20 protein-coding genes are annotated in these 21,294 nt (G+C 72.1%); 16 read left to right on the forward strand and 4 right to left on the reverse strand.

Annotated features, from left to right (window positions below; translation table 11 throughout):
* The first annotated feature begins 80 nt into the window (after nucleotides 1–80).
* The 12 genes from paaN to MJ604_RS16045 all read left to right on the forward strand — a co-directional run bounded on the left by paaN (nucleotide 81) and on the right by MJ604_RS16045 (nucleotide 14,358).
* The gene (gene paaN, locus MJ604_RS15990; RefSeq protein WP_243059499.1) at nucleotides 81–1,745 is read left to right on the forward strand and encodes a phenylacetic acid degradation protein PaaN; all 1,665 of its coding nucleotides are present in this window, start codon (nucleotides 81–83) and stop codon (nucleotides 1,743–1,745) included.
* A gap of 221 nt (nucleotides 1,746–1,966) precedes the next feature.
* Entirely contained in the window at nucleotides 1,967–3,382 is a 1,416-nt protein-coding gene (locus MJ604_RS15995; protein WP_243059500.1) for a DHA2 family efflux MFS transporter permease subunit, read from the forward strand.
* Nucleotides 3,383–3,451: 69 nt separating this feature from the next.
* Nucleotides 3,452–4,963 (forward strand): amidohydrolase, encoded by a 1,512-nt coding sequence (locus MJ604_RS16000; protein WP_243059708.1) that lies wholly within the window; start codon nucleotides 3,452–3,454, stop codon nucleotides 4,961–4,963.
* Nucleotides 4,964–4,972: 9 nt separating this feature from the next.
* Entirely contained in the window at nucleotides 4,973–5,911 is a 939-nt protein-coding gene (locus MJ604_RS16005) for a cation diffusion facilitator family transporter (RefSeq protein ID WP_243059501.1), read from the forward strand.
* Nucleotides 5,912–5,976: 65 nt separating this feature from the next.
* Nucleotides 5,977–7,116, forward strand: coding sequence for an ROK family transcriptional regulator (locus MJ604_RS16010; RefSeq protein WP_243059502.1), 1,140 nt, complete (start codon nucleotides 5,977–5,979; stop codon nucleotides 7,114–7,116).
* Between the two features lie 83 nt (nucleotides 7,117–7,199).
* The gene (locus MJ604_RS16015; protein ID WP_243059503.1) at nucleotides 7,200–8,492 is read left to right on the forward strand and encodes an extracellular solute-binding protein; all 1,293 of its coding nucleotides are present in this window, start codon (nucleotides 7,200–7,202) and stop codon (nucleotides 8,490–8,492) included.
* A 100-nt stretch (nucleotides 8,493–8,592) separates the two neighbouring features.
* Nucleotides 8,593–9,561 (forward strand): carbohydrate ABC transporter permease, encoded by a 969-nt coding sequence (locus tag MJ604_RS16020; RefSeq protein ID WP_243059504.1) that lies wholly within the window; start codon nucleotides 8,593–8,595, stop codon nucleotides 9,559–9,561.
* Nucleotides 9,561–10,400 (forward strand): carbohydrate ABC transporter permease, encoded by an 840-nt coding sequence (locus MJ604_RS16025; protein WP_243059505.1) that lies wholly within the window; start codon nucleotides 9,561–9,563, stop codon nucleotides 10,398–10,400. The genes MJ604_RS16020 and MJ604_RS16025 overlap by 1 nt, the downstream gene beginning before the upstream one ends.
* Nucleotides 10,397–11,773, forward strand: a complete 1,377-nt coding sequence (locus MJ604_RS16030; protein ID WP_243059506.1) for a glycoside hydrolase family 3 N-terminal domain-containing protein — start codon at nucleotides 10,397–10,399, stop codon at nucleotides 11,771–11,773. The genes MJ604_RS16025 and MJ604_RS16030 overlap by 4 nt, the downstream gene beginning before the upstream one ends.
* Entirely contained in the window at nucleotides 11,761–12,660 is a 900-nt protein-coding gene (locus MJ604_RS16035) for an ROK family protein (protein ID WP_243059507.1), read from the forward strand. Before MJ604_RS16030 ends, MJ604_RS16035 begins: the two co-directional genes overlap by 13 nt.
* A gap of 10 nt (nucleotides 12,661–12,670) precedes the next feature.
* A complete protein-coding gene (locus MJ604_RS16040; RefSeq protein ID WP_243059508.1) occupies nucleotides 12,671–13,588 on the forward strand; it encodes an N-acetylglucosamine-6-phosphate deacetylase in 918 nt (305 codons plus the stop codon).
* A complete protein-coding gene (locus MJ604_RS16045) occupies nucleotides 13,588–14,358 on the forward strand; it encodes a glucosamine-6-phosphate deaminase (protein WP_243059509.1) in 771 nt (256 codons plus the stop codon). Before MJ604_RS16040 ends, MJ604_RS16045 begins: the two co-directional genes overlap by 1 nt.
* An 89-nt stretch (nucleotides 14,359–14,447) precedes the next feature.
* Here MJ604_RS16045 and MJ604_RS16050 read toward each other — a convergent pair whose 3' ends face one another.
* A complete protein-coding gene (locus tag MJ604_RS16050; RefSeq protein ID WP_243059510.1) occupies nucleotides 14,448–14,945 on the reverse strand; it encodes a DinB family protein in 498 nt (165 codons plus the stop codon).
* A gap of 24 nt (nucleotides 14,946–14,969) precedes the next feature.
* Here MJ604_RS16050 and MJ604_RS16055 point away from each other — a divergent pair, with 24 nt between their 5' ends.
* On the forward strand, nucleotides 14,970–15,443 hold the full coding sequence (locus MJ604_RS16055; protein ID WP_243059511.1) for a diadenosine tetraphosphate hydrolase: 474 nt from the start codon (nucleotides 14,970–14,972) through the stop codon (nucleotides 15,441–15,443).
* On the opposite strand, the gene MJ604_RS16060 is transcribed toward MJ604_RS16055, so the two are convergent.
* Nucleotides 15,429–16,340 carry a YafY family protein gene (locus tag MJ604_RS16060; protein ID WP_243059709.1) on the reverse strand — a complete coding sequence of 304 codons (912 nt, stop codon included), beginning with the start codon at nucleotides 16,338–16,340 and terminating at the stop codon, nucleotides 15,429–15,431. The genes MJ604_RS16055 and MJ604_RS16060 overlap by 15 nt on opposite strands.
* 18 nt (nucleotides 16,341–16,358) lie before the next feature.
* Here MJ604_RS16060 and MJ604_RS16065 point away from each other — a divergent pair, with 18 nt between their 5' ends.
* Entirely contained in the window at nucleotides 16,359–16,898 is a 540-nt protein-coding gene (locus tag MJ604_RS16065; protein ID WP_243059512.1) for a DUF664 domain-containing protein, read from the forward strand.
* 27 nt (nucleotides 16,899–16,925) lie between these two features.
* Here the strand turns inward: MJ604_RS16065 and MJ604_RS16070 are convergent, their stop codons facing one another.
* On the reverse strand, nucleotides 16,926–17,561 hold the full coding sequence (locus MJ604_RS16070; protein ID WP_243059513.1) for a fasciclin domain-containing protein: 636 nt from the start codon (nucleotides 17,559–17,561) through the stop codon (nucleotides 16,926–16,928).
* A 96-nt stretch (nucleotides 17,562–17,657) separates the two neighbouring features.
* Nucleotides 17,658–18,785 carry a CdaR family transcriptional regulator gene (locus tag MJ604_RS16075; RefSeq protein ID WP_243059514.1) on the reverse strand — a complete coding sequence of 376 codons (1,128 nt, stop codon included), beginning with the start codon at nucleotides 18,783–18,785 and terminating at the stop codon, nucleotides 17,658–17,660.
* Between the two features lie 83 nt (nucleotides 18,786–18,868).
* Between MJ604_RS16075 and MJ604_RS16080 the strand changes: the two genes are divergently transcribed.
* Both MJ604_RS16080 and MJ604_RS16085 read left to right on the forward strand, forming a co-directional pair.
* Nucleotides 18,869–19,999, forward strand: coding sequence for a ferredoxin reductase (locus MJ604_RS16080; protein ID WP_243059515.1), 1,131 nt, complete (start codon nucleotides 18,869–18,871; stop codon nucleotides 19,997–19,999).
* Nucleotides 19,996–21,237 carry an acyl-CoA desaturase gene (locus tag MJ604_RS16085; RefSeq protein ID WP_243059516.1) on the forward strand — a complete coding sequence of 414 codons (1,242 nt, stop codon included), beginning with the start codon at nucleotides 19,996–19,998 and terminating at the stop codon, nucleotides 21,235–21,237. Before MJ604_RS16080 ends, MJ604_RS16085 begins: the two co-directional genes overlap by 4 nt.
* The last annotated feature ends 57 nt before the right edge of the window (nucleotides 21,238–21,294 follow it).

The raw sequence follows: 21,294 nt of genomic DNA on the forward strand, positions 1-21,294 counted from the left end.
GGGGCGAGGGTAGCCCGCCTGACCATGTGACAGTTCTGTGCAAGAGTGTCGTGCACTGTCACAATCTGGGAGCCGAGCCGATGACCGAGACCCTGCTGGACCGCCACCGCGACCGACTCGACGCCGCCGTCGCCGCGTGCGCGAGCCGTGAGTACTACTCCGCGTTCGACGAGTCGCCGTCGCCGCGCGTGTACGGCGAGAGCGCCGCGGCCGACGGCAAGGCGGCCTACGAGGCCTGGCTGGGCGGTGCCTTCCCGCTGACGACCCCGGGCGCCGAGGGCACCGTGTCGACCGAGCGGTCGCCGTACGGCTTCGACCTGGACGTGTCCTACCCGCGGGCTGTGGATGCCGACGCGCTGCTGTCGGCGGCGGGTGCCGGCATGAAGGCGTGGCGGGATGCCGGACCCGACGGACGAACGGGGGTGTGCCTGGAGATCCTGTCCCAGCTCCACGCGCGCATCTTCGAGCTGGCCAACGCGGTCCAGCACACGAGCGGGCAGGCGTTCGTGATGGCGTTCCAGGCGGGCGGCGCGCACGCGCTGGACCGCGCGCTGGAGGCGATCGCCTATGCGTGGACCGAGATGACCCGGACGCCGGCGACGGCGCTCTGGGAGAAGCCGGCCCGCGGTGAGCCGCTCCGGATGGAGAAGACCTTCACGGTCGTGCCGCGCGGCGTCGCGCTGGTGATCGGCTGCAACACCTTCCCGACCTGGAACTCGTGGCCGGGGCTGTTCGCGTCGCTGGTGACCGGCAACCCGGTCGTGGTGAAGCCGCACCCGGCCGCGGTGCTGCCGCTCGCGATCACCGTGCAGGTCTGCCAGCAGGTGCTGAGCGAGGCCGGCTTCGACCCGAACCTGGTCACGCTCGCGGCCGAGGAGGCCGACGACCACCTGGCGGCGACCCTCGCGGTCCGGCCCGAGGTGCGGCTGATCGACTTCACCGGCGGCAACGCGTTCGGCGACTGGCTCGAGGAGCACGCGCGCCAGGCCGTGGTGTTCACCGAGAAGGCCGGGGTGAACACGGTCGTGATCGACTCGACGTCGGACTTCGGCGCGATGTGCCAGAACCTCGCGTTCTCGTTCTCGCTGTACTCCGGTCAGATGTGCACCGCGCCGCAGAACGTCTACCTGCCGGCCGCCGGCGTGGCGACCGAGGACGGCGTGAGGTCGCCGGCCGAGGTCGCGGCCGGGATCGACGCAGCGCTGAGCCGGCTGCTCGGCGACGACGCCCGCGCGGTCGAGCTGCTCGGCGGCATCGTCAGCGACGGCGTGCTGACCCGGCTCGAGGACGCGACCGCCCGTGGTGACGTGCTGGTCGCCTCGCGCACGGTGACGCACCCGGCGTACGCCGCCGCGACGGTCCGCACGCCCACCCTGCTGCGGCTGACCGCGGAGGACTCCGACGTCTACGAGTCGGAGTGCTTCGGCCCGGTCGGCTACCTCATCGAGACGTCCGGCACCGACGAGTCGATCGCACTGTTCCGCGACACGGTGCAGGCGCACGGCGCGATGACCGCCGCCGTGTACTCGACGTCCGACGACGTCGTCGGCGACATGCGCGAGGCCGCACTCGACGCGGGCGTCGCGCTGTCGGAGAACCTGCTGGGCGGCGTCTTCGTCAACCAGTCGGCGGCGTACTCCGACTTCCACGGCACCGGCGCCAACCCGGCCGCGAACGCGTCGTACACCGACGGCGCGTACGTCGCCTCGCGCTTCCGGGTGGTGCAGTCGCGTCGCCACGTCTAGCGGAGACGCGTCAGCGGATCCGCTGATGGTGGTCGAGCGTGTCGAGACCCGGAGAGCTGAGCGAGGTGGTCGAGCGGGACACCGGGCCGCGGTCGTCCTTCGGTGTCTCGACAAGCTCGACCAGCGCTGAGCGATGAATCAGAAAGTTTCGGCAGGTCTGTCGAAATCGTAGGTCCCCATTCGTGGAGGTGGTGAGACCACTTCCACTCGAGGAGACGACGATGACCGACCTGAAGAGCCGCTGGCTCGCGTTGTACGTGCTCTGCCTCGGCGATCTGATGATCGTCCTCGACCAGAGCATCGTGAACGTCGCGCTGCCGTCGATCCAGGAGGATCTGGGCTTCTCCCAGTCCGCCCTGGCGTGGGTGGTGAACGCGTACCTCCTGACCTTCGGCGGCTTCCTGCTGCTGTCGGGCCGCCTCGGCGACCTGCTCGGCAACCGCCGGGTCTTCCTCGGCGGCGTCACGTTCTTCACGATCGCGTCGGTCGCGTGCGGCCTGGCGCCGACCGCGGAGTTCCTCGTGGTCGGCCGCGCGGTCCAGGGCCTCGGCGGCGCCGCGGTCTCGGCGGTCGCGCTCGCGCTGATCATGGGGCTGTTCTCGGACCCGGGGGAGCGGGCCAAGGCGATGGGCGTCTTCGGCTTCGTGATGTCCGGCGGCGGGGCCGTCGGCGTGCTGCTCGGCGGCGTGCTGACCGGCCTGTTCTCGTGGCACTGGATCTTCCTGGTGAACGTCCCGATCGGTCTGGCCGTCTGGTTCGCCGCCCGCCGGGCGCTGCCCGAGGACGCTGCGATCGAGCAGCGCGGCCGCATCGACGTCCTCGGCGCCGTGCTCGTGACCGGTGCGCTGATGCTGTCGGTGTACGGCATCGTCTCCAGCACCTGGTGGCTGCTCGCCGTCAGCGCCGTCCTGGTCGCCGCGTTCGTCCTCTGGGAGTCGCGCACCGCCGAGCCGCTCGTCCCGCTGCGGCTGTTCCGTCTCCGCAACCTCGTCGTCGCCCAGGGTGTCGGCGTCCTCTGGGCTGCCGCGATGTTCGCGTGGTTCTTCCTCGCCGCGCTCTACCTCCAGCAGGTCCTGGGGTACGGCGCCCTCGAGGTCGGGCTCGCGTTCCTGCCGACCAGCGTGGTCATGGCCTACTGCTCCCTGCAGGTCTCCGACCGCCTGGTGATGCGCTTCGGCATCCGCCCGCCGCTCGTGGTCGGCCTCGGCCTCGCCGCCGCCAGCCTCGCGCTGTTCTCCCGCGCTCCCGTCGACGGCAACTTCTGGCTCGACGTACTGCCCTCGATGCTGCTGCTCGGCGTCGGCGCGGGCATCGCGTTCAACCCGGTCCTGCTCGCGGCCATGGGTGACGTCGAGCCGCACGAGGCCGGTCTCGCCTCCGGCGTCGTGAACACGTCGTTCATGATGGGCGGTGCCCTCGGCCTGGCCGTCCTGGTCAGCCTCTCGACCTGGCGCACCGAGTCCCTCGCCGACTCCGGCAGCTCCACCCTCGAGGCGCTCAACGGCGGCTTCCAGCTCGCCTTCGCCGCCGGCGCGATCGCCGCCCTGCTCGCCGCGGTCGCCGGCGGCGTGCTGCTCCGCCCCAAGCCCATGGTCGCTCCCGAGCCGGTCGCGGCCGAGGAGTCCTGCGCGGCCTGATCTCCCGTTTCCGGTGCCTCGACGATCCCGGCGCAGCCGGGCCCGGTTAACCTGCGCGGCGTGAGGAGCATGCTGATCCGCAACGCCCGGCTGGTCCCGATCAGCGCCGGCGAGCAGGCGCCGGACCACCCCGTCGACGTGACCGTCGAGCACGGCGCGGTCACAGCCGTCGGCGAGGGACTGGAGCGGCCGGCGAACGCCGACGAGGTGGACGCGGGCGGGCGCTGGCTGATCCCCGGGCTCTGGGACCAGCACACGCACCTCGCGCAGTGGACGCTCACCTCGCAGCGGCTCGACCTCGCCGGCGCGCGGTCCGTGCAGGACGCGACCCGCGCGGTCGCCGCGAGGCTGGCCGAGACGCCCGGCGTACCGGTCGTCGGCTGGGGCCACCGCTCCTCGACCTGGGACCCGCAGCCGACGGTGTCGGAGCTGGACGCGCTCTCCGGCGACACCCCGGTCGTGCTGATCAGCGGGGACGGGCACCACGCCTGGCTGAACACGACCGCGCTGCTGCACTTCGCGATGCCGGTGCGCGACTCGGTGGTGAGCGAGAACGAGTGGTTCGCGGCGTACCCCCGCCTGGTCACGCTCGCCGGCAACGACGGCACCTCGCCGGACGCCTACCGCCGGATGCTCGAGACCGCCGCGGCCCAGGGCGTCACCGGCCTGGTCGACCTCGAGTTCGGCGGCGGCCGCGAGGGCTGGATCGAGCGGTGGTCGGCGGGCTGCGACCTGCTGCGCATCCGCTGGGGCGTGTACGCCGACGGCCTCGACGACGTGATCGCCGCGGGTCTGCGCACCGGGGACTCGCTCCCGGGCTGCGACCACCGCGCCACGATGGGCCCGCTGAAGATCATCAGCGACGGCTCGCTCAACACCCGCACCGCCTGGTGCTGCGAGCCGTACGCCGACGCGCACCTGCTCGACCACCCCGCGGGGCTGCCGAACCTCTCCGGCGCCGAGCTCCGCGACCTGCACGCCCGCGCGCACGCGGCCGGGCTCGAGATCGCCACCCACGCGATCGGCGACGCCGCCGTGCAGGAAGCCTTGGACGCGTACGCCGCCACCGGCGCACGCGGCTCCATCGAGCACGCCCAGATGTGCCGGCGCGAGGACATCCGGCGGATGGCCGAGCTCGGGATCCGCGCCAGCGTGCAGCCCGCGCACCTCCTCGACGACCGCGACCTCAGCGAGCTGGTCTGGCCGGGGCGTGGTGACCGCGCGTTCGCGATGCGCTGGATGCTGGACGACGGCGTCGAGCTGGTCCTCGGCTCGGACGCGCCGGTCTCCCCGCTCGACCCGTGGCTGGCGATGGCCGCCGCGGTGCACCGCAGCGACGACGACCGCGGCCCGTGGCACGGCGAGCAGGCGATCACCGTGGGTGAGGCGCTGGCCGCCTCCGTCGACGGCCAGCCGATGGTCCGGCCCGGCTCCCGCGCCGACCTGGTGCTGCTGGACCGGGACCCGCTGCTGCGCGAGCTCGACCAGGCCGACACCGCCGGTCTCGGTACGGCGCTGCGCGCGATGTCGTCGGCGTACACGATGGTCGCCGGACGAGCGGTGCACGACCAGACGGGGTAGGAAGAGGCCATGGCGGAGGAGAGCGGCAGCGAGTCCCTGTTCACCGTCGTGGTCGCGCTCGTCGCGAACGGGCTGCTCGCGATCGCCAAGTCCGTGGCGGCCACCGCCACCGGCTCCGCCGCGATGGTCGCCGAGGCGGCGCACTCGTGGGCGGACACCGGCAACGAGGTCTTCCTGCTGATCGCCGAGCGCAAGGGCAGCCGCCCGCGCGACGACGCGCACCCGCGCGGCTACGGTCGAGCGACGTACGCCTGGTCGATGATCGCCGCGTTCGGCCTCTTCACCGCGGGTGCCGTGGTGTCGATCTGGCACGGGATCTCGCAGCTCTCCAGCGAGTCCGAGGAGACCGACTACCTCGTCAACTACATCGTGCTGGGCATCGCGTTCGTCCTCGAAGGCACCTCGTTCCTGCAGGCGAGCCGCCAGGTGCACGGGGCGTCGCAGCGCATCGGCATGCACCCGCTGCGCTACGTCACCCAGACCTCGAGCCCGACCCTGCGCGCGGTGTTCTTCGAGGACTTCGCCGCCCTGCTCGGCATCCTCATCGCGGCCGCCGGCATCGGGCTGCACCAGCTGACCGGCGACGCGATCTTCGACGCCCTCGGCTCGATCGCGATCGGCATCCTGCTCGCGTTCGTCGCGGTCTTCCTGATCCGCCGCAACATGGACTACCTGCTCGGGGAGGCCCCGACCGCGGCGTCCCGGTCACGGGTGATCGCCGGGATCCTCGAGCACCCGCAGGTCGAGCGGCTGACCTACCTGCACCTCGAGTTCGTCGGTCCGCAGCGGCTGTTCGTGGTCGCCGCGGTCGACCTGGTCGGCGACGACACCGAGTCCAGCCTCGCCGTCCGGCTGCGCGCGGTCGAGCACGACATCGAGAAGCACCCGCTGGTCGAGGACGCCGTGCTCACGCTGTCGCAGCCCGGCGATGCGGGCCTGGGCCCCTGACCTCGACAGCCAAATCTCGGGGAAACGCTTGACGAGGAATAAGTAAGTGCGCTGAACTAACAAACGTGACCACGACCTCACCGGTGGGCCGACCGCTCCGGCCCCGCGGCAAGCGCCTCCAGGAGGACACCCGCCGCCACCACCGGTCGCTGCTGCTCCAGCAGCTGTTCCGGGAGGGCCCGGCCAGCCGCGCGGACCTGGCCCGGACCACCGGCCTGACCCGGGTCACGGTCTCGGACCTGGTCGGTGAGCTGGTCGGCGACGGCCTCGTCGAGGAGCTCGGCGCCCCGGCCGAGACCCGCGTCGGGAAGCCGCCGACGCTGGTCGGCCTGGCCGCGGACTCCGCCCACATCGTCGGCATCGACCTGTCGGCCGAGGACCGGATGACCGGGGCGGTCCTCAACCTGCTCGGCCAGGTCCAGCACCGCCACGAGGTCGAGATCGCCGGCGCCAAGGGTGCCGACGCGGTCGCGCTCGTCCACCGCCTCGCCGCCGAGCTGATCGCGATGACGGACCGGCCGGTGCTGGGCATCGGCGTCGGCAGCCCCGGTGTCGTGGACGCCGGCGGCACCGTGATCGACGCGCCCAACCTCGGCTGGACCGACACCCCGTTGTCGGCGAGCCTCGCCGAGAAGTTCGAGCTCCCCGTCGTGGTCGCGAACGACGCCAACACCGCGGTCCTCGGTGAGCACACGTTCGGCGAGACCGGCGACGGCGGCCTGATGGTGCTCCGGGTCGGGACCGGTGTCGGTGCGGGCCTGGTGCTCGAGGGCGCGCTGCTGCACGGCCACCTCGGCGCCGCGGGCGAGATCGGCCACGTCGTCGTCGACCCCGACGGCGAGCGCTGCGCCTGCTCGCGCACCGGCTGCCTGGAGACGGTCCTCGCCGTCCCGCACCTGCGCCGCCGCCTCGCGGACGCCGAGAACGCGCCGAGCCGGACCGCCGTCCTCACCACCGCCGGCGAGCAGCTGGGCGTCACGCTGGCGCCCGTCGTCGGCACCCTGAACATCCACGAGCTGGTGCTCAGCGGCCCCAACGAGCTCCTGGACGGCCCGCTGCGCGAGGCCGTCGACCGGACCATCCGCGACCGGACCATGCCGGTCAGCTCCGCGGGCCTGGTGGTCCGCACCTCCAACCTCGGCGAGGACGTGGTCCTCGTGGGCGCCTCGGTGCTCGTTCTCGCCGGTCAGCTGGGCGTCTCATGACGGCCCGGCCCAGTCGTACGACGAGCCGCCGGGGCGCGTCGTCAGCCTGTACCCACCCGGGTACGCAAGAGAGGAACACTGCGGTGCGTATCAAGAAGACACTCGCCGGCGCGGCCCTGGCCACCCTGGCCCTCACGTCACTCGCCGCCTGCGGCAGCGACAGCGACAGCGACGGTGACAACTCGGGCGACGCCCCCAAGGCCGCGGACATCCGCGTCTGGCTCAACGGCACGGACACGCCGCAGGAGGCGCGGGACTGGCTGAAGACGACCTTCGAGGAGCAGAACCCCGGCTCCACGCTCACGATCGAGGAGCAGGAGTGGGACGGCCTCGTGGAGCGCCTGACCACCGCCCTGTCCAGCGACTCGGAGACGCCCGACGTCGTCGAGATCGGCAACACGCAGGCCCCGACGTTCACCTCGGCCGGCGCGTTCTCGCCGCTGACCGACGAGCTCGAGGCCCTCGGCGGCGACGACCTGCTCCAGGGCTTCGTCGACGGCGCGACCGTCGACGGCGAGACCTACGCGGTGCCCTACTACGCGGGCTCGAAGTACATCTTCTACCGCAAGGACCTGCTCGAGAAGGCCGGCCTCGAGGTGCCGACCACGATGGACGAGTTCGTCGACGCGGCCGTCGCCCTCAAGCAGGACAACCCGAAGCCGGCGAACTTCTCCGGCTTCTGGTTCCCGGGCCAGGACTGGCGCAACGGCGCCACGTTCATCTGGGACGCGGGCGGCGACCTGGCCGTCGAGTCCGACGGTGAGTGGAGCGGCTCGCTCTCCTCGGCGGAGTCGGTGGCGGGCCTCGAGCGCGCGCAGCAGCTGTTCGTCGAGGCGTCGGGTGCGCCGAAGGACGGCAACGAGGCCGACCCGTGGACCCCGTTCTGCGCCGGTGAGGTCGGCATGATGTCGACCCCGGGCTGGGTCAAGGGCCTGATCGAGGACCCGGAGACCGGCTGCCCCGACACCTTCGCCAAGGAGATCGGCGTCTTCGCGCTGCCGGGCTCGGACGGCTCGCCCGCCCCGGTGCTGCTCGGTGGCTCGGACATCGCGATCGCCGCGAAGTCGGCCAACCAGGAGCTCGCCCAGAAGGCGGTCGCGCTGATGCTGAGCGAGGACTACCAGACGATCCTCGCCGAGAACGGCCTCACCCCGGCCCTCAACTCGCTCGCCCCGCTCCTCGGTGACGACGAGTACGCCCAGGCCACGATCGCCGCCGCGTCGAACGCCAAGCTCACCCCGGCCGCGCCGGGCTGGGCGACCGTCGAGGGCTCCCGCGTCCTCGAGGACCTGTTCAGCGCCCTCGCCCAGGGCGGCGACCCGGCCGACCTGGCCGCCGACGCCGACGAGCAGATGAACGGTCAGCTCAACGGCTGATCCGAGCACCAGCAGGGACATCACGGCCGGGGCGGTGTGATCCGCCGCCCCGGCCGTGCCATGCCCACCATCATCATGAGATCCGGAAGGAGGACCCCCCATGAGTGACCCCGTGGCCAGCACCTCGACCGGCGCCCAGACCGGCGCCCAGACCGGCACCCAGACCGGCACCGCCCCGCGCCCGCGACGTTCGCCGCTGCCGTACGCGCTCCTCGTGCCGGCGGTCGCCGCCCTCCTCCTCGCGCTCGGCTACCCGCTCGTGCGCCAGGTGGTCCTGTCCTTCCAGGACTTCGGCCTCGCCCAGCAGTTCGGGAAGCCGCCGGAGTGGGTCGGCCTCGACAACTACACGTCCCTCATCACCGACGACTACCTGTGGCTCGTCACGCTGCGGTCGATCGTCTTCTGCCTCGTCAACGCCGTCCTCACGATGGTGATCGGCGTCGGGCTCGCGCTGCTGATGCGGCACATGTCCCGCGGCATCCGGATCCTCCTGCAGACCGGTCTGCTGCTCGCCTGGGCGATGCCGATCGTCGCCTCGCTCACCGTGTGGCAGTGGCTCTTCGACACCAACTACGGCGTCATCAACTACCTGCTGACGCAGATCGGCTTCGACTTCGAGGGCCACTCCTGGCTGCTCCGGCCGCTCTCGTTCTTCTTCGTCGCCACCGTGATCATCGTCTGGATGAGCGTCCCGTTCGTGGCGTTCACCGTGTACGCCGCGCTCACGCAGGTCTCCGAGGAGCTGATCGAGGCCGCGGAGATCGACGGGGCCGGACCGGCCGCGCGGCTGCGCCACATCATCTTCCCGACGATCAAGCCGGTGCTGATGGTCGTCGGCATCCTGCAGGTGATCTGGGACCTCCGCGTCTTCAGCCAGATCTACATCCTCCAGAAGGCAGGCGGGTCGACGCACGACACGAACCTGCTCGGCACCTACATCTACCGGCTCGGCATCGGCACCGGTGAGTTCGGCATGGCCGCTGCGGTCGCGATCTTCATGCTCGTGCTGACGGTCGCCCTCACCTCGCCGTACCTCCGCGTGATGCTCAAGCAGGAGAAGGAGGCCTGATGTCTCGCCCGGCCGCGCGCCCGCTCCGGATCACCGCGAACGTCATCGGCGTCCTCGCCTTCGTCGTCGCGATCTTCCCGGTCTACTGGATGGTCAACAGCTCGTTCCTGCCGCGGAACAAGATCCGCAACCCCGTGCCCACCTGGGTGCCCTTCGGGGGCGACCTCGACAACTACCGCACGGTGTTCGAGGGCGACCAGTTCCTCAACGCGATGAAGATGAGCCTGATCGTCACGCTCTGCACCGTGCTGGTCGCGCTGGTGTTCGCGTTCGTCGCGGCGGTGGCGCTGTCGCGCTTCCGCTTCCGCGGCCGGATGTCGTTCATCGTGACGCTGCTGGTGATCCAGATGATCCCGGTCGAGGGACTGTTCATCTCCCAGTACAAGATGCTCGAGGCGATGGACCTGCTCAACACCGTGATCGGCCTGACCCTGCTGTACGTCGCGCTGGTCCTGCCCTTCACGGTCTGGACCCTGCGCGGGTTCGTCTCCGGCGTGCCGTACGAGCTGGAGGAGGCCGCGATGATGGACGGCTGCTCCCGCATGCAGGCGTTCTTCCGGGTGACGTTCCCCCTGCTCGCGCCCGGCCTCGTGGCCACCGGTGTCTTCGGGTTCATCCAGGCCTGGAACGAGTTCACGCTCGCGCTGGTCGTGATGACCAAGGAGGACAAGGAGACGCTGCCGCTCTGGCTGACGACCTTCGCCGACGTCAACCGCGGCACCGACTGGGGCGGGATCATGGCCGGCTCGACCCTCATCGCGGTCCCGGTGATCATCTTCTTCCTCGTCGTCCAGGGCCGGATGGTCGGCGGTCTCACCTCCGGGGCGGTGAAGGGATGAGCGACCTCGATCGGCTCGCACTGCAGGTGCTGCTGCCCGCGTTCCCCGGCACGACGCTGCCCGACGACTGGGCCGAGCTGTTCGCCGAGGGCCTCGGCGGCGTCTGCCTCTTCGGCAGCAACACCGCCGACGGTCCTGCCGCGATCGCAGACCTCACCGCGTCGATCCGCGCCATCGCGCCGGACGCCGTCATCGCCGTCGACGAGGAGGGGGGCGACGTCACCCGCCTGCACGCGCTGACCGGCAGCCCGGTGCTCGGCCCGGCCGCGCTCGGTGCCGCCGACGACCTCGCCCTCACCCGCGAGACCGGCCGCGTGATCGGCTCCGAGCTCGCCGCGGTCGGCATCGACCTGGACCTCGGTCCGATCGCCGACGTGAACAGCAACCCCGACAACCCGGTCATCGGCACCCGCAGCTTCGGCCCGGACGCCGACCACGTCGCCCGGCACGTCGTGGCCTGGACGACCGGCCTCCAGGAGGCGGGGGTCGCCGCGTGCGCCAAGCACTTCCCGGGCCACGGCGACACCGCTCAGGACAGCCACCTCGAGCTGCCGACCGTCGACGCCGACCTCGAGACCCTGACGGCGCGCGAGCTCGCGCCGTTCGCAGCGGCCGTCGAGGCCGGGGTCGCGTCGATCATGACCTCGCACATCGTCGTACCGGCCCTCGACCCCGACCTGCCCGCGACCCTGAGCCCCACGGTGCTCGGGCTGCTGCGCGACCGGATGGGGTACGACGGCGTCATCGTCAGCGACGCCCTCGACATGGCCGGGGCGAGCGCGGGCCGCGGCATCCCCGAGGCCGCGGTGCTGTCGTTGGACGCCGGCGCCGACCTGCTCTGCATCGGCGCCGACCTGGAGTCGTCGCTGGTGCGCGACATCCAGGAGGCGATCGTCGCCGCCGTCCGCTCCGGCCGGCTGGCCGAGTCGCGCCTGGTCGACGCCGCTGCGCGGCTCGCGCAGTTGCGCCGGAACCGCGACGTGGAGGCCCCAGTGGCTGCGGAAACGGCGCAGTTGCGCGGGGCGCGCGCCGCCGTCTACGTCGAGGGCGAGCTGCCCGACCTGTGCGGCGCCGAGGTCGTCAGCGTCGCGACCGCCGCGAACATCGCGATCGGCGAGGTGCCGTGGGGACTGACTCCCGACCGGTCCATCGCGCCGGGTGGGAGCGTGACCGGCGACCGGCCTGTCATCCTGCAGGTGCGGGACGCGCACCGCCGGCCGGAGATCGTGGTCGACGGGGCCGCGGTCGTGGTCGAGTGGGGCTGGCCGGGACCGTACGACGGTGCCGCGCCGAGGATCTGCACACGTGGGTACTCCCGCCCGGCTCGGGCCGCCGTGGAAGAGCTGCTGAGGAAGGCGGGATGGGACCGGTGAACGTCGGGCTGGACATCGGCGCGACCAAGACCCTCGGGTTGGTCGTCGACGACGCGGGCGTGATCCAGGCGGAGGTGCGCGAAGCCACCGAGCCCGGCGCCGAGGGCGTGATCGGCACCGCGGCGCGGGTGTTCGAAGCGCTGCGCGCCGCGACCGGGGCGGAGCTGACCGGCACCGTCGGCGTCGGCATCCCGGGCCTCGTCGACCCCGAGCGCGGCGCGGTCAAGCACGCGGTGAACCTCGGGGTGAACGGCGACTGGCTGCACCTCGGTGACCACCTCGCCGAGCGTCTCGGCGTGCCGGTCGTGGTCGAGAACGACGTCAACGCCGCCACCCGTGGCGCGGTCGCGATGAGCGGCGAGGACGACCTCGTCTACCTGAGCATCGGCACCGGCCTGGCCGCCGGCCTGGTGCTCGAGGGCCGGCTGCGGCGCGGCGACCACGGCGCGGCCGGCGAGGTCGGCCACATCCCGGTCGACCCGAACGGCGTGCAGTGCGAGTGCGGCCAGCGTGGCTGCCTCGAGACGATCGCGTCCGGCTCCGCGCTCGCCGCCGCCTGGCCCTCGGGCGACGTACCGCCCGCGCAGGCGCTGTTCGCCGCGGCCCAGTCCGGTGACGTGAATGCGATCGCCGCGCGCGACCGGTTCGCCGCCGGCGTCGCGAGCGCGGTGCGGGTGCTGGCGCTGGCCGTCGACCCGCGCACGATCGTGCTCGGCGGCGGGGTCGCCCACCTGGGCGAGCCGCTGCGGGTCGTCGTCGCCGACGCGCTGCTGCAGCAGGCCGCCTCCTCGCCGTTCCTCGCGTCGCTGGACCTCGCGGGCCGGCTGCGCGTGGTGCCCTCGGACTACCCGGTCGCCGCCGTCGGCGCGGCCATGCTCGGTCGATGATGGGGAGTCGATGATCGTCTCGGGCCTGGTCGACGCGCAGGTCAACGGCGCTGCCGGCATCGACCTCACCGCGGAGCCGACCCGGCTCTGGGAGGTCGCGTCGGCGCTGCCGGCGTACGGCGTCGTCGCGTTCGTCCCCACCGTCATCACCTCCGACCCGGAGGCGCGCGCAGCGGCGCTGGCGACCCTCGCAGCCGGACCGCCCTCCGGCTGGGAGGGCGCCGAGCCGCTCGGTCTGCACTTCGAGGGGCCGATGATCGCGCCGGCCCGCAAGGGTGCGCACCCGGAGCACTGGCTGCGGCCGCCGTCGCTCGACCTGGTCGACGGCTGGTCGCGCGAGAACGGCGTCGTCATGGCGACGATCGCCCCCGAGCTGCCCGGCGCACTCGAGGTCATCGAGACCCTGGTGTCGCGCGGCGTGGTCGTCTCGGTCGGCCACACGGCGGCCTCGACGGCGGACGTCGCCGCGGCGGTCGAGGCCGGCGCCCGCCTCGTCACGCACCTCGGCAACGCGATGCCGCCGATGCTGCCGCGCGACCCGGGCCCGGTCGGTACGGCGCTCGGCGGCTCGGACCTCGTCGCCGGGGTCATCGTCGACGGCCACCACCTCGACCCGCACTTCGTGCGCGCCGCCTGGCGGGCACTCGGCCCGTCGCGCTTCCTCTCCGTCTCCGACACCACCGCCGCGCTCGGGCTGCCCGACGGACCGACCCGCCTGGGCGACCAGGACGTCGTGGTCTCGGCCGGGACGGTCCGGTTGCACGACGGCACGCTCGCCGGCTCGGCCGCGTCGCTGCTCGACTGCCTGCGCGTCCTCATCGCCCAGACCGGTTGCTCGGTCGAGGACGCCGTCGCCACGGCGACCACGGTGCCGCTCACCCTCCTCGGCCTGCCGCCGCGCGAGGAGACCATCGAGGTCGATCTCTGATGGAGGTCGTGATCACCCCGTCGGCCGCGGTCCTCGCGGCCGACGCCGTCGAGGCACTGGTCCGCGCGAACCCGGCGGCGGTCCTCGGGCTGGCGACCGGCTCCAGCCCGCTGCCGACGTACCAGGAGCTGATCCGGCGGCACGAGTCCGGCACCGGTCCGTCGTACGACGGCGTCCGCTGCTTCACGCTGGACGAGTACATCGGGCTCCCGGCCGGCCACCCGGAGACCTACCGGGAGACGATCTTCCGTGAGCTGACCGACGGCCTCGGCATCGCGCGGGAGCGGGTGGCGAGCCCCGACGCGTCGGACCCGCGGACTGCGGGCGCGCGGTACGAGGAGGCGATCGTCGCCGCCGGCGGCGTCGACCTGCAGGTGCTCGGCATCGGCTCTGACGGGCACCTCGCGTTCAACGAGCCCGGCTCGTCGCTGGCGTCGACCACGCGGATCAAGACGCTGACCGCGCGGACCCGCGAGGACAACGCCCGCTTCTTCGGCTCGGCCGACGAGGTGCCGCAGCACGTGCTGACCCAGGGGCTCGGCACGATCCTCCGCGCCCGGCACCTGGTGCTGCTCGCGTCCGGCGCCGGCAAGGCGGCTGCGATCGCCGCCGCCGTCGAGGGGCCGCTCTCCGCGACCTGCCCGGCGTCGGTGCTGCAGCTCCACCCGCACGCGACCGTGCTGATCGACGACGCGGCCGCCGCCGAGCTCGCACGGGCGGACTACTACCGCGAGGTGTACGCCGGGAAGCCGGACTGGCAGAGCATCTAGCGGTGCAGGTTTCCCCGGCCCACCGGGGAAACCTGACGTTCTCGGCCGAAACTTCCCCCGATAACGACAGGGATTCGCCGAGAAGTCCGTCAGCGGCCGGTCGTCTCGTCGATCTGCTCGCGCAGGATGTCCAGGTGCCCCAGGTGGCGGGCGGTCTCGGCGGTCATGTGCGCGAGCACCCAGCGCAGCGTCTTCGGCCCGTCGTCGCCCACCGGCAGTTGGGTCTTCGTGTCCGGCGAGCCGGCCGCGGCGATGTGCCGGTCCGACTCCGCGATCGCCGCCCGGTAGTCGGCTACGACCTCGTCGGCCGACACCTCGTCGGGCACGACCAGCGAGAAGTCGGTGTCGGCGTACGCCGGGTCCCCGCCCACGTGGTGCGCGAACCACCACCGCTCTCCGTCCGCGAGGTGCTTCACCAGACCCAGCAGCGTCGTGTCGGACACGACCAGCCGGCGCCGCAGCTGCTCCTCGTCGAGGCCCTCGATCTTCTTGAACACGCACGCCCGCTGGAAGCCCAGGAACGCCAGCGCGGTGTCCAGCTCGCCGCCGTCGTTGCCGGGGACGCGCTCCCGCTGTGTCTCGAGCATGGGCCCGACGCTAGCCTCGGGCCGGTGACCGACGACTTCCGCACCGACCGCGTCGGCAGCGCCCTGGCCGGCACCAACCCCACGGTCCTGCGACGGATGCGCGCCTCGTTCGCGGTGATCGGCGACGTGCAGCACCTGCCCGGCTACTGCGTGCTGCTCACCGACGACCCGAACGCCGACCAGCTCACCGACCTCACGCCCGAGCAGCAGCTGGTGTACCTGGAGGACGCCGCGATGCTGGCCCGCGCGGTGTCGACCGTCTGCGCGCGACGCGACCCGGAGTTCCGCCGGATCAACCTGGAGATCCAGGGCAACACCGACCACTTCCTGCACGCGCACGTCACGCCGCGCTACGAGTGGGAGCCGGAGGACATCGTCGGCTGGCCGGCCGCCTTCCACCACTGGACGAAGCGGGTCACCCCGGAGCACGCGCTCGGCCCGCAGCACGACGACCTGCGCGCGGAGATCCTCGCCGAGCTCGACCTACAGCTCGGCTAGCCGCTTCCCCAGGGCGCGTACGGCGGCGAGCAGCTCGGGCGAGTCGACGACCCGGAACGTCACCGGGATCGCGGCGAGCTGCCGGGCGTACCAGTCCGGGTCCTCGGTCGAGGCGAGCATCCGGGTGCGGTCGCCGGGCAGCTCCTCCAGCCGCGCCAGGCTCGGTGCCACCCAGCGCCGCACCCACTGCGGCGGCGCGTCGACGTGCACCTCGACGGCGTACCGCCACCCCTGCGAGAAGTGCTCCTCGATCACCGCCGGCGCGTCGAGGTCCGAGGGCGGCGCGAACGTCTCCGGGAGTACGACGAGGTCGGCGACGCGGTCGACGCGCAGCACCCGCTGGGCGGACCGGCTGCGCGACCAGCACAGCAGGTACCAGTGGCTGTGCCGGAGCACGACGGCCCACGGCTCGACCTCCATCTCGGAGAGTCGGGGCCCGTACGCCAGCCGCAGCACGCGCGCGTCGGCGCACGCGGCGAGCAGCCGGTCGAGGTGCTCGTGGCGAGCGACGTCCCCGGACGCAGCGGGCACCGCCGGCACCACCCGCTCCGGCAGCGAGCGGAGGATCTTCGCCAGCGCGCCACCCACGACGTCGGCCGGGTCGGCGGCGCCGCGGTGCCCCTCGAGCGTCGCCATCACCAGGCCGGCCGCCTCGGCGGCGGTGAACATCAGCGGCGGCAGCCGCAGGCCGCGCCCGACGCGGTAGCCGCCGTACGGCCCGCTCACCGACTCGATCGGCAGCTCGGCCTCGCGCAGGATCGCGACGTACCGGCGCGCCGCCCGCCCGGTGACGCCGAGCGCGGCGCCGAGGTCGTCGGCGGTGATGCCCGGGCGCGCGGAGATCAGCTCGAGGGCCTGCAGGGCTCGAGAAGTCGGGGAAGTAGATCGTCCGGGAATGCCTCTAGTGTGCCGGACATGGACGTCACCATCGGATCCGAACCCCCACTCGCCGGCACGGAGGTCGAGGCGCTGCTCGGCGAGCTCGAACGGCTGCGCGGCTACCTGCTGTGGAAGTGCGGCGGCCTCGACGGCGACGGCATCCGCGCCACGCTCGGCCCCTCGACGCTCACCCTCGGCGGCCTGCTCAAGCACCTCGCCGCCGTCGAGGCGACGACGTTCGCCTGGAAGCTGCACGGTCGCCGGCCGTTCCCGCCGTTCGACACGTGGAACTGGGACGACCCGGAGTCGCACCTGCGGGTCGAGGACGACGACACCCCGGAGTCGCTCGAGCGGCTCTTCACGGAGTCCGCCGCCCGGGGCCGCGAGCTGGTCGCCGAGGCGATCGCCGCCGGTGGGCTCGGGGGCGAGGCCGACCTCAGCGACGACGACGGCAACCACGCGAACGTACGGCGCCTCGTGCTCGACATGATCGAGGAGTACGGCCGTCACGTCGGCCACGCGGACCTGATCCGCGAGTCCGTCGACGGCTTGGTGGGGGAGGACCCGCCCCGTTAGGCAGGCCCTCCGCCACCACTCAGCCGGTCAGACGTCGAGCGGGAGCAAGACCCGGTCGATGACGTGCCCGATCTGCGGGTTGCCCTTGTTGATGTCGACCTTGACGACCCGCGGGTCGCGGAGGTCGGGGTCGGCGTCGACGAGGGCGATGAACTTCTTGGTCACGTTGACCGTGACCGTCCCGCCCTGGGCGGTCGTCAGCTCGGCGCCGTCGGACTTGGCCACCTTGCCGCTGTTGAGCGTCGCGCCCGGGACCACGTGGTAGAGCAGGACGGTCTCGATGACGTCGATGCCGGCGGCCTTGGCGAGCGCGTTGAACGTCGCCTTCTCGCTCCTCGGCGCGGAGCCGGTCAGGTCCTTCGCGAGCTGGCGGAACGCGCGGTCGGTGGGCAGGAACGCCGTGAGCTTCGCCTTCTTCTTGGCCAGGATGCCGACCGCGCTGTCCGGCTTCGCGTCGAGCACCGCCATCACGGCGGCGTCGAGGATGTCGAGGTCGCCCCACTTCTTGTCGAACTTGTGGCCGTCGGCCGCGAGCACCTGAGCCAGGCTGGTCGTGCGGCCGCGGTCCTCCGCCTGGGCGGCCGGGGCGGCAGCGAGCGCACCGGTCAAGGCAACGGCGGACGTGGCGATGGTGGCGGTGAGGCCACGCATGGAGATGGTCATGAGACTTTCCCTCCGAGGTCGTCTCTCGCGCACACGCGAGAGTCGTCTGTCATGGACGACAGTGCTTCGGAGCGGCGCCGGGATCGGATGGGGGTGCTATCCGAGAGCGACCGTGAGAGCGAGCACGGTCTCCGGGTCGTCGAGCCGGTCGCCGTACCTCTCGCGCAGCTGGCCCATGCGGTAACGCACCGTCTGCGGGTGCACGAACAGCGCCGCGGCCACGTCGTCGCGCCGACCCTGGTGCAGCAGCCAGGCGCGCAGCGTGTCGGCGAGCTTCTCGGCGGTGCCGGGGCGCAGGTCGGCAAGCGGCGCGAGCAGCTTCGCGCGCAGGTCGTCGCGCGCGGCCCGGTCCGCGTCGAGGACCAGCTCGACCAGGTGCGCCTCGGTGTCGGTCTCGAGCCCGGCGGCGCGCGCCCGCAGCGCCCGTTCGTACGACGCCTGCACCTCCAGCCAGGGTCGCGCGGGGCCGGCGAGGGCGTCGTGGTCGGCGAGCACCCGCAGCAGCGCGGCCCGGCGGTGGCCGTGCGCGTCGGGCACCAGCAGCAGCACGCCCTCGTCGAGCTCGGGCGGGTCGACGACCGTGAGCGTGGCCGGGGAGATCGCGGCGAGCACCTGTCGCGCCTGCGACTCCGGGAGCAGCACGGCGGTCAGGGTCGTCGGTGGGGTCCACGCAGCGCGCTCGGCGGCGGCGACGACCTGGTCGACCGGCGCGTCCCGGAGCAGGTGGTGGGCGACCCGCTCGAGCAGCCGCTGCCGCACGCGCCCGGTGGTGGCGAGCTCGTCGGTGTGGCCCGCGACCGCGGCCGCGGACTGCTCGTCGATGTAGGCGAAGACCAGCTCGGCGAAGTCGGCGAGCACCTCGGCTCCGAGCCCGTGCGCCACCGCCGTGGTGGAGAGCTCGCGCCACGCCACGCGGGCGCCGATGCGGTACGCCGACAGCAGCGCGTCGGTCGTGCGCCCGCTGCGGGCCTCACCACGGCCGAGCTGGTAGGACCCCTCGACCGCCGGTGCGGCGCTCAGGTCCGCGGTCCGGCCGCGGCCGGCCAGCGTGAGGAAGCCGCCGAGGGCGAGCTCCACGGCGGACGAGATCGTCTCGCCCATCGGGCCGGAGAACGCGTCGCGGTAGCTCGGCACCTCGTCGACGATCGCGGCCACCACGTCGTCGGCCAGGGTCGGGAGCTGGGCGCGCATCGCCTCCAGCGCGGCCGACAGATCTACCGCCATTTTGTCTCCTGAGAACAAATGTGACCTGAGTCTTCACATCGGGCGGTCATGATATTACGCGCTGAGAGCAGCACACTGGGTCTATGAGCATCACCGTTCCGTCTGGCGCCACCCGGTCCGCATCCGGCTGGTCGCTACGGACGAGCCTGCGGAAGGTCGCCGAGGCCGCGGTCACCCCGCTCACGCTCGACGACGTGCTGGACCACTTCCACCCGCTGCGTGGCGGCACCGACCTGCGCGGCCGGATCGTCGAGGTCCGCCCCGAGACCACCGAGTCCGCCACGCTGATCATCAAGCCGGGCCGCGACTGGAACGGTCACCTCCCGGGGCAGTACGTCCGCGTCGGCGCCGAGGTCGACGGGGTCCGCCTGTGGCGCACCTACTCCCTCACCCACGGCCCGCGGGCCGACAAGTGCATCAGCATCACCGTGAAGGCGATCCCGGACGGCGTGGTCTCCAACCACCTGGTCCACCACGCCAAGCCCGGCGACATGCTGCAGCTCGCGCAGGCGCAGGGCGAGTTCGTCCTCCCGCTCCCGATCCCGCCGAAGCTGCTGCTGGTCACCGCCGGCTCCGGCATCACCCCGGTCATCGGGATGCTCCGCAACCTCTTCTCGCGCACCGAGCCGTACGCCGGCGACATCGTGCTGCTGCACTCCGCGCTGACCCGCGACGCGGTGATCTTCGGTCCCGAGCTCCGGGGGTACGCCGCCCGCGGGCTGATCCACCTCGTCGAGCTGCACACCGACGTCGACGGCATGCTCGACGTCGCCGACCTCGACACGATCGTGCCCGACCTGGCCGAGCGGACGTCGTACGCCTGCGGTCCCGCCGGCCTGCTCGACGCGCTCGAGGAGCACTACGACGCGCGCGACCTGACGCTGAACGTCGAGCGCTTCCGCCCGACCACCGTCGTCGCCGGCGAGGGTGGCACCGTGTCGTTCGCGAGCGGCGTCACCATCGAGGCCGATGGCGCGACCCCGATCCTCGACGCCGCGGAGAACGCCGGCGTCATCATGCCCAGCGGCTGCCGGATGGGCATCTGCATGGGCTGCGTCATCCCGTTGAAGGAGGGTGCCGTGCGCGACCTGCGCAACGGCGCGCTCACCGTCGCCGTCCCCGGGGAGACCGGGCCGGGCGGCGTACCGATCCAGACCTGCATCAGCGCGGCCGCTGGTGCCTGCCACATCGACGAAGGAGCCCGCTCCCGATGACTGCCATCACGAAGAAGCCCGTGAACCCGACCGCGCACCTCACCCCCGAGGACTTCGAGCAGATCGGCATCGAGCTCGACGCGATCCGCCAGGACGTCCTCGACGCCCGTGGCGCGACGGATGCGGCGTACATCCACAAGGTCGTCGACGTGCAGCGCCGCCTCGAGCTGGCCTCGCGCGCCGTGCTGCTGTTCTCGTCGCTGCCGCCGGCGTGGATCGTCGGCACCATCGGTCTCTCGGTCGCCAAGATCCTGGAGAACATGGAGATCGGCCACAACGTCATGCACGGCCAGTGGGACTGGATGCGTGACCCGAAGATCCACTCGACCACCTGGGAGTGGGACAACGCGTCGACCGCCGACGGGTGGAAGCACGCGCACAACGAGATCCACCACAACTTCACCAACATCGTCGGCAAGGACAACGACCTCGGCTACGGCATCATGCGCGTCGACGAGGACCAGCGCTGGCACCCGATGTACCTCGCGCAGCCGCTGTGGAACTTCATCAACGCCTGCTTCTTCGAGTACGGCATCGCGGCGTACGACCTCGAGCTCGGCCGCAACCTGCGGATCCCGAAGGAGAAGCGCAGCGAGCAGTTCAAGACGAACCTCTCGAAGACGCTGAAGAAGATCCGCAAGCAGGCCACCAAGGACTACGTCGTGCACCCGGCGCTGTCGATCCCGACCGGCTCGTTCCTCCCGACGCTGGCCGCGAACTTCACCGCGAACCTCGTGCGCAACATCTGGTCGCACTCGGTGATCATGTGCGGCCACTTCCCCGAGGGCGTCGAGACCTTCGAGAAGAAGGCGATCCCGGCGAACGAGACCCGCGGCGAGTGGTACGTCCGGCAGATGCTCGGCTCCGCCAACATCTCCGGCTCCAAGGCCATGCACATCATGACCGGCAACCTGTCGCACCAGATCGAGCACCACCTGTTCCCGGACCTACCGTCGAACCGGTACGCCGAGGTCGCGCCCAGGGTGCAGGCGCTGTTCGAGAAGTACGACCTGAACTACCACGAGGCGCCGCTGCCGCAGCAGGTCTACAGCGCCTGGCACAAGGTCGTCCGGCTCTCGCTGCCCAACGGCTGGCTGGCCACCACCAACCTCAAGAACCTCCCCGAGCAGACCAAGCTGCTCTGGGCGATGACGACCAAGGGCCCGAAGATCCGCCGTGCTGCGGCCGCCCGGCTGCAGCAGCAGGCGCGCCGCGTCGAGCAGGCCAAGGCCGCCTGAGTCCGCACCGCGGTGGTTGAGGAAGGCGCGCTGGCGCCTGTCTCGAAACCACCCGGC

The organism is Nocardioides sp. SR21, assembly GCF_022761125.1.
Lineage (GTDB): Bacteria > Actinomycetota > Actinomycetes > Propionibacteriales > Nocardioidaceae > Nocardioides.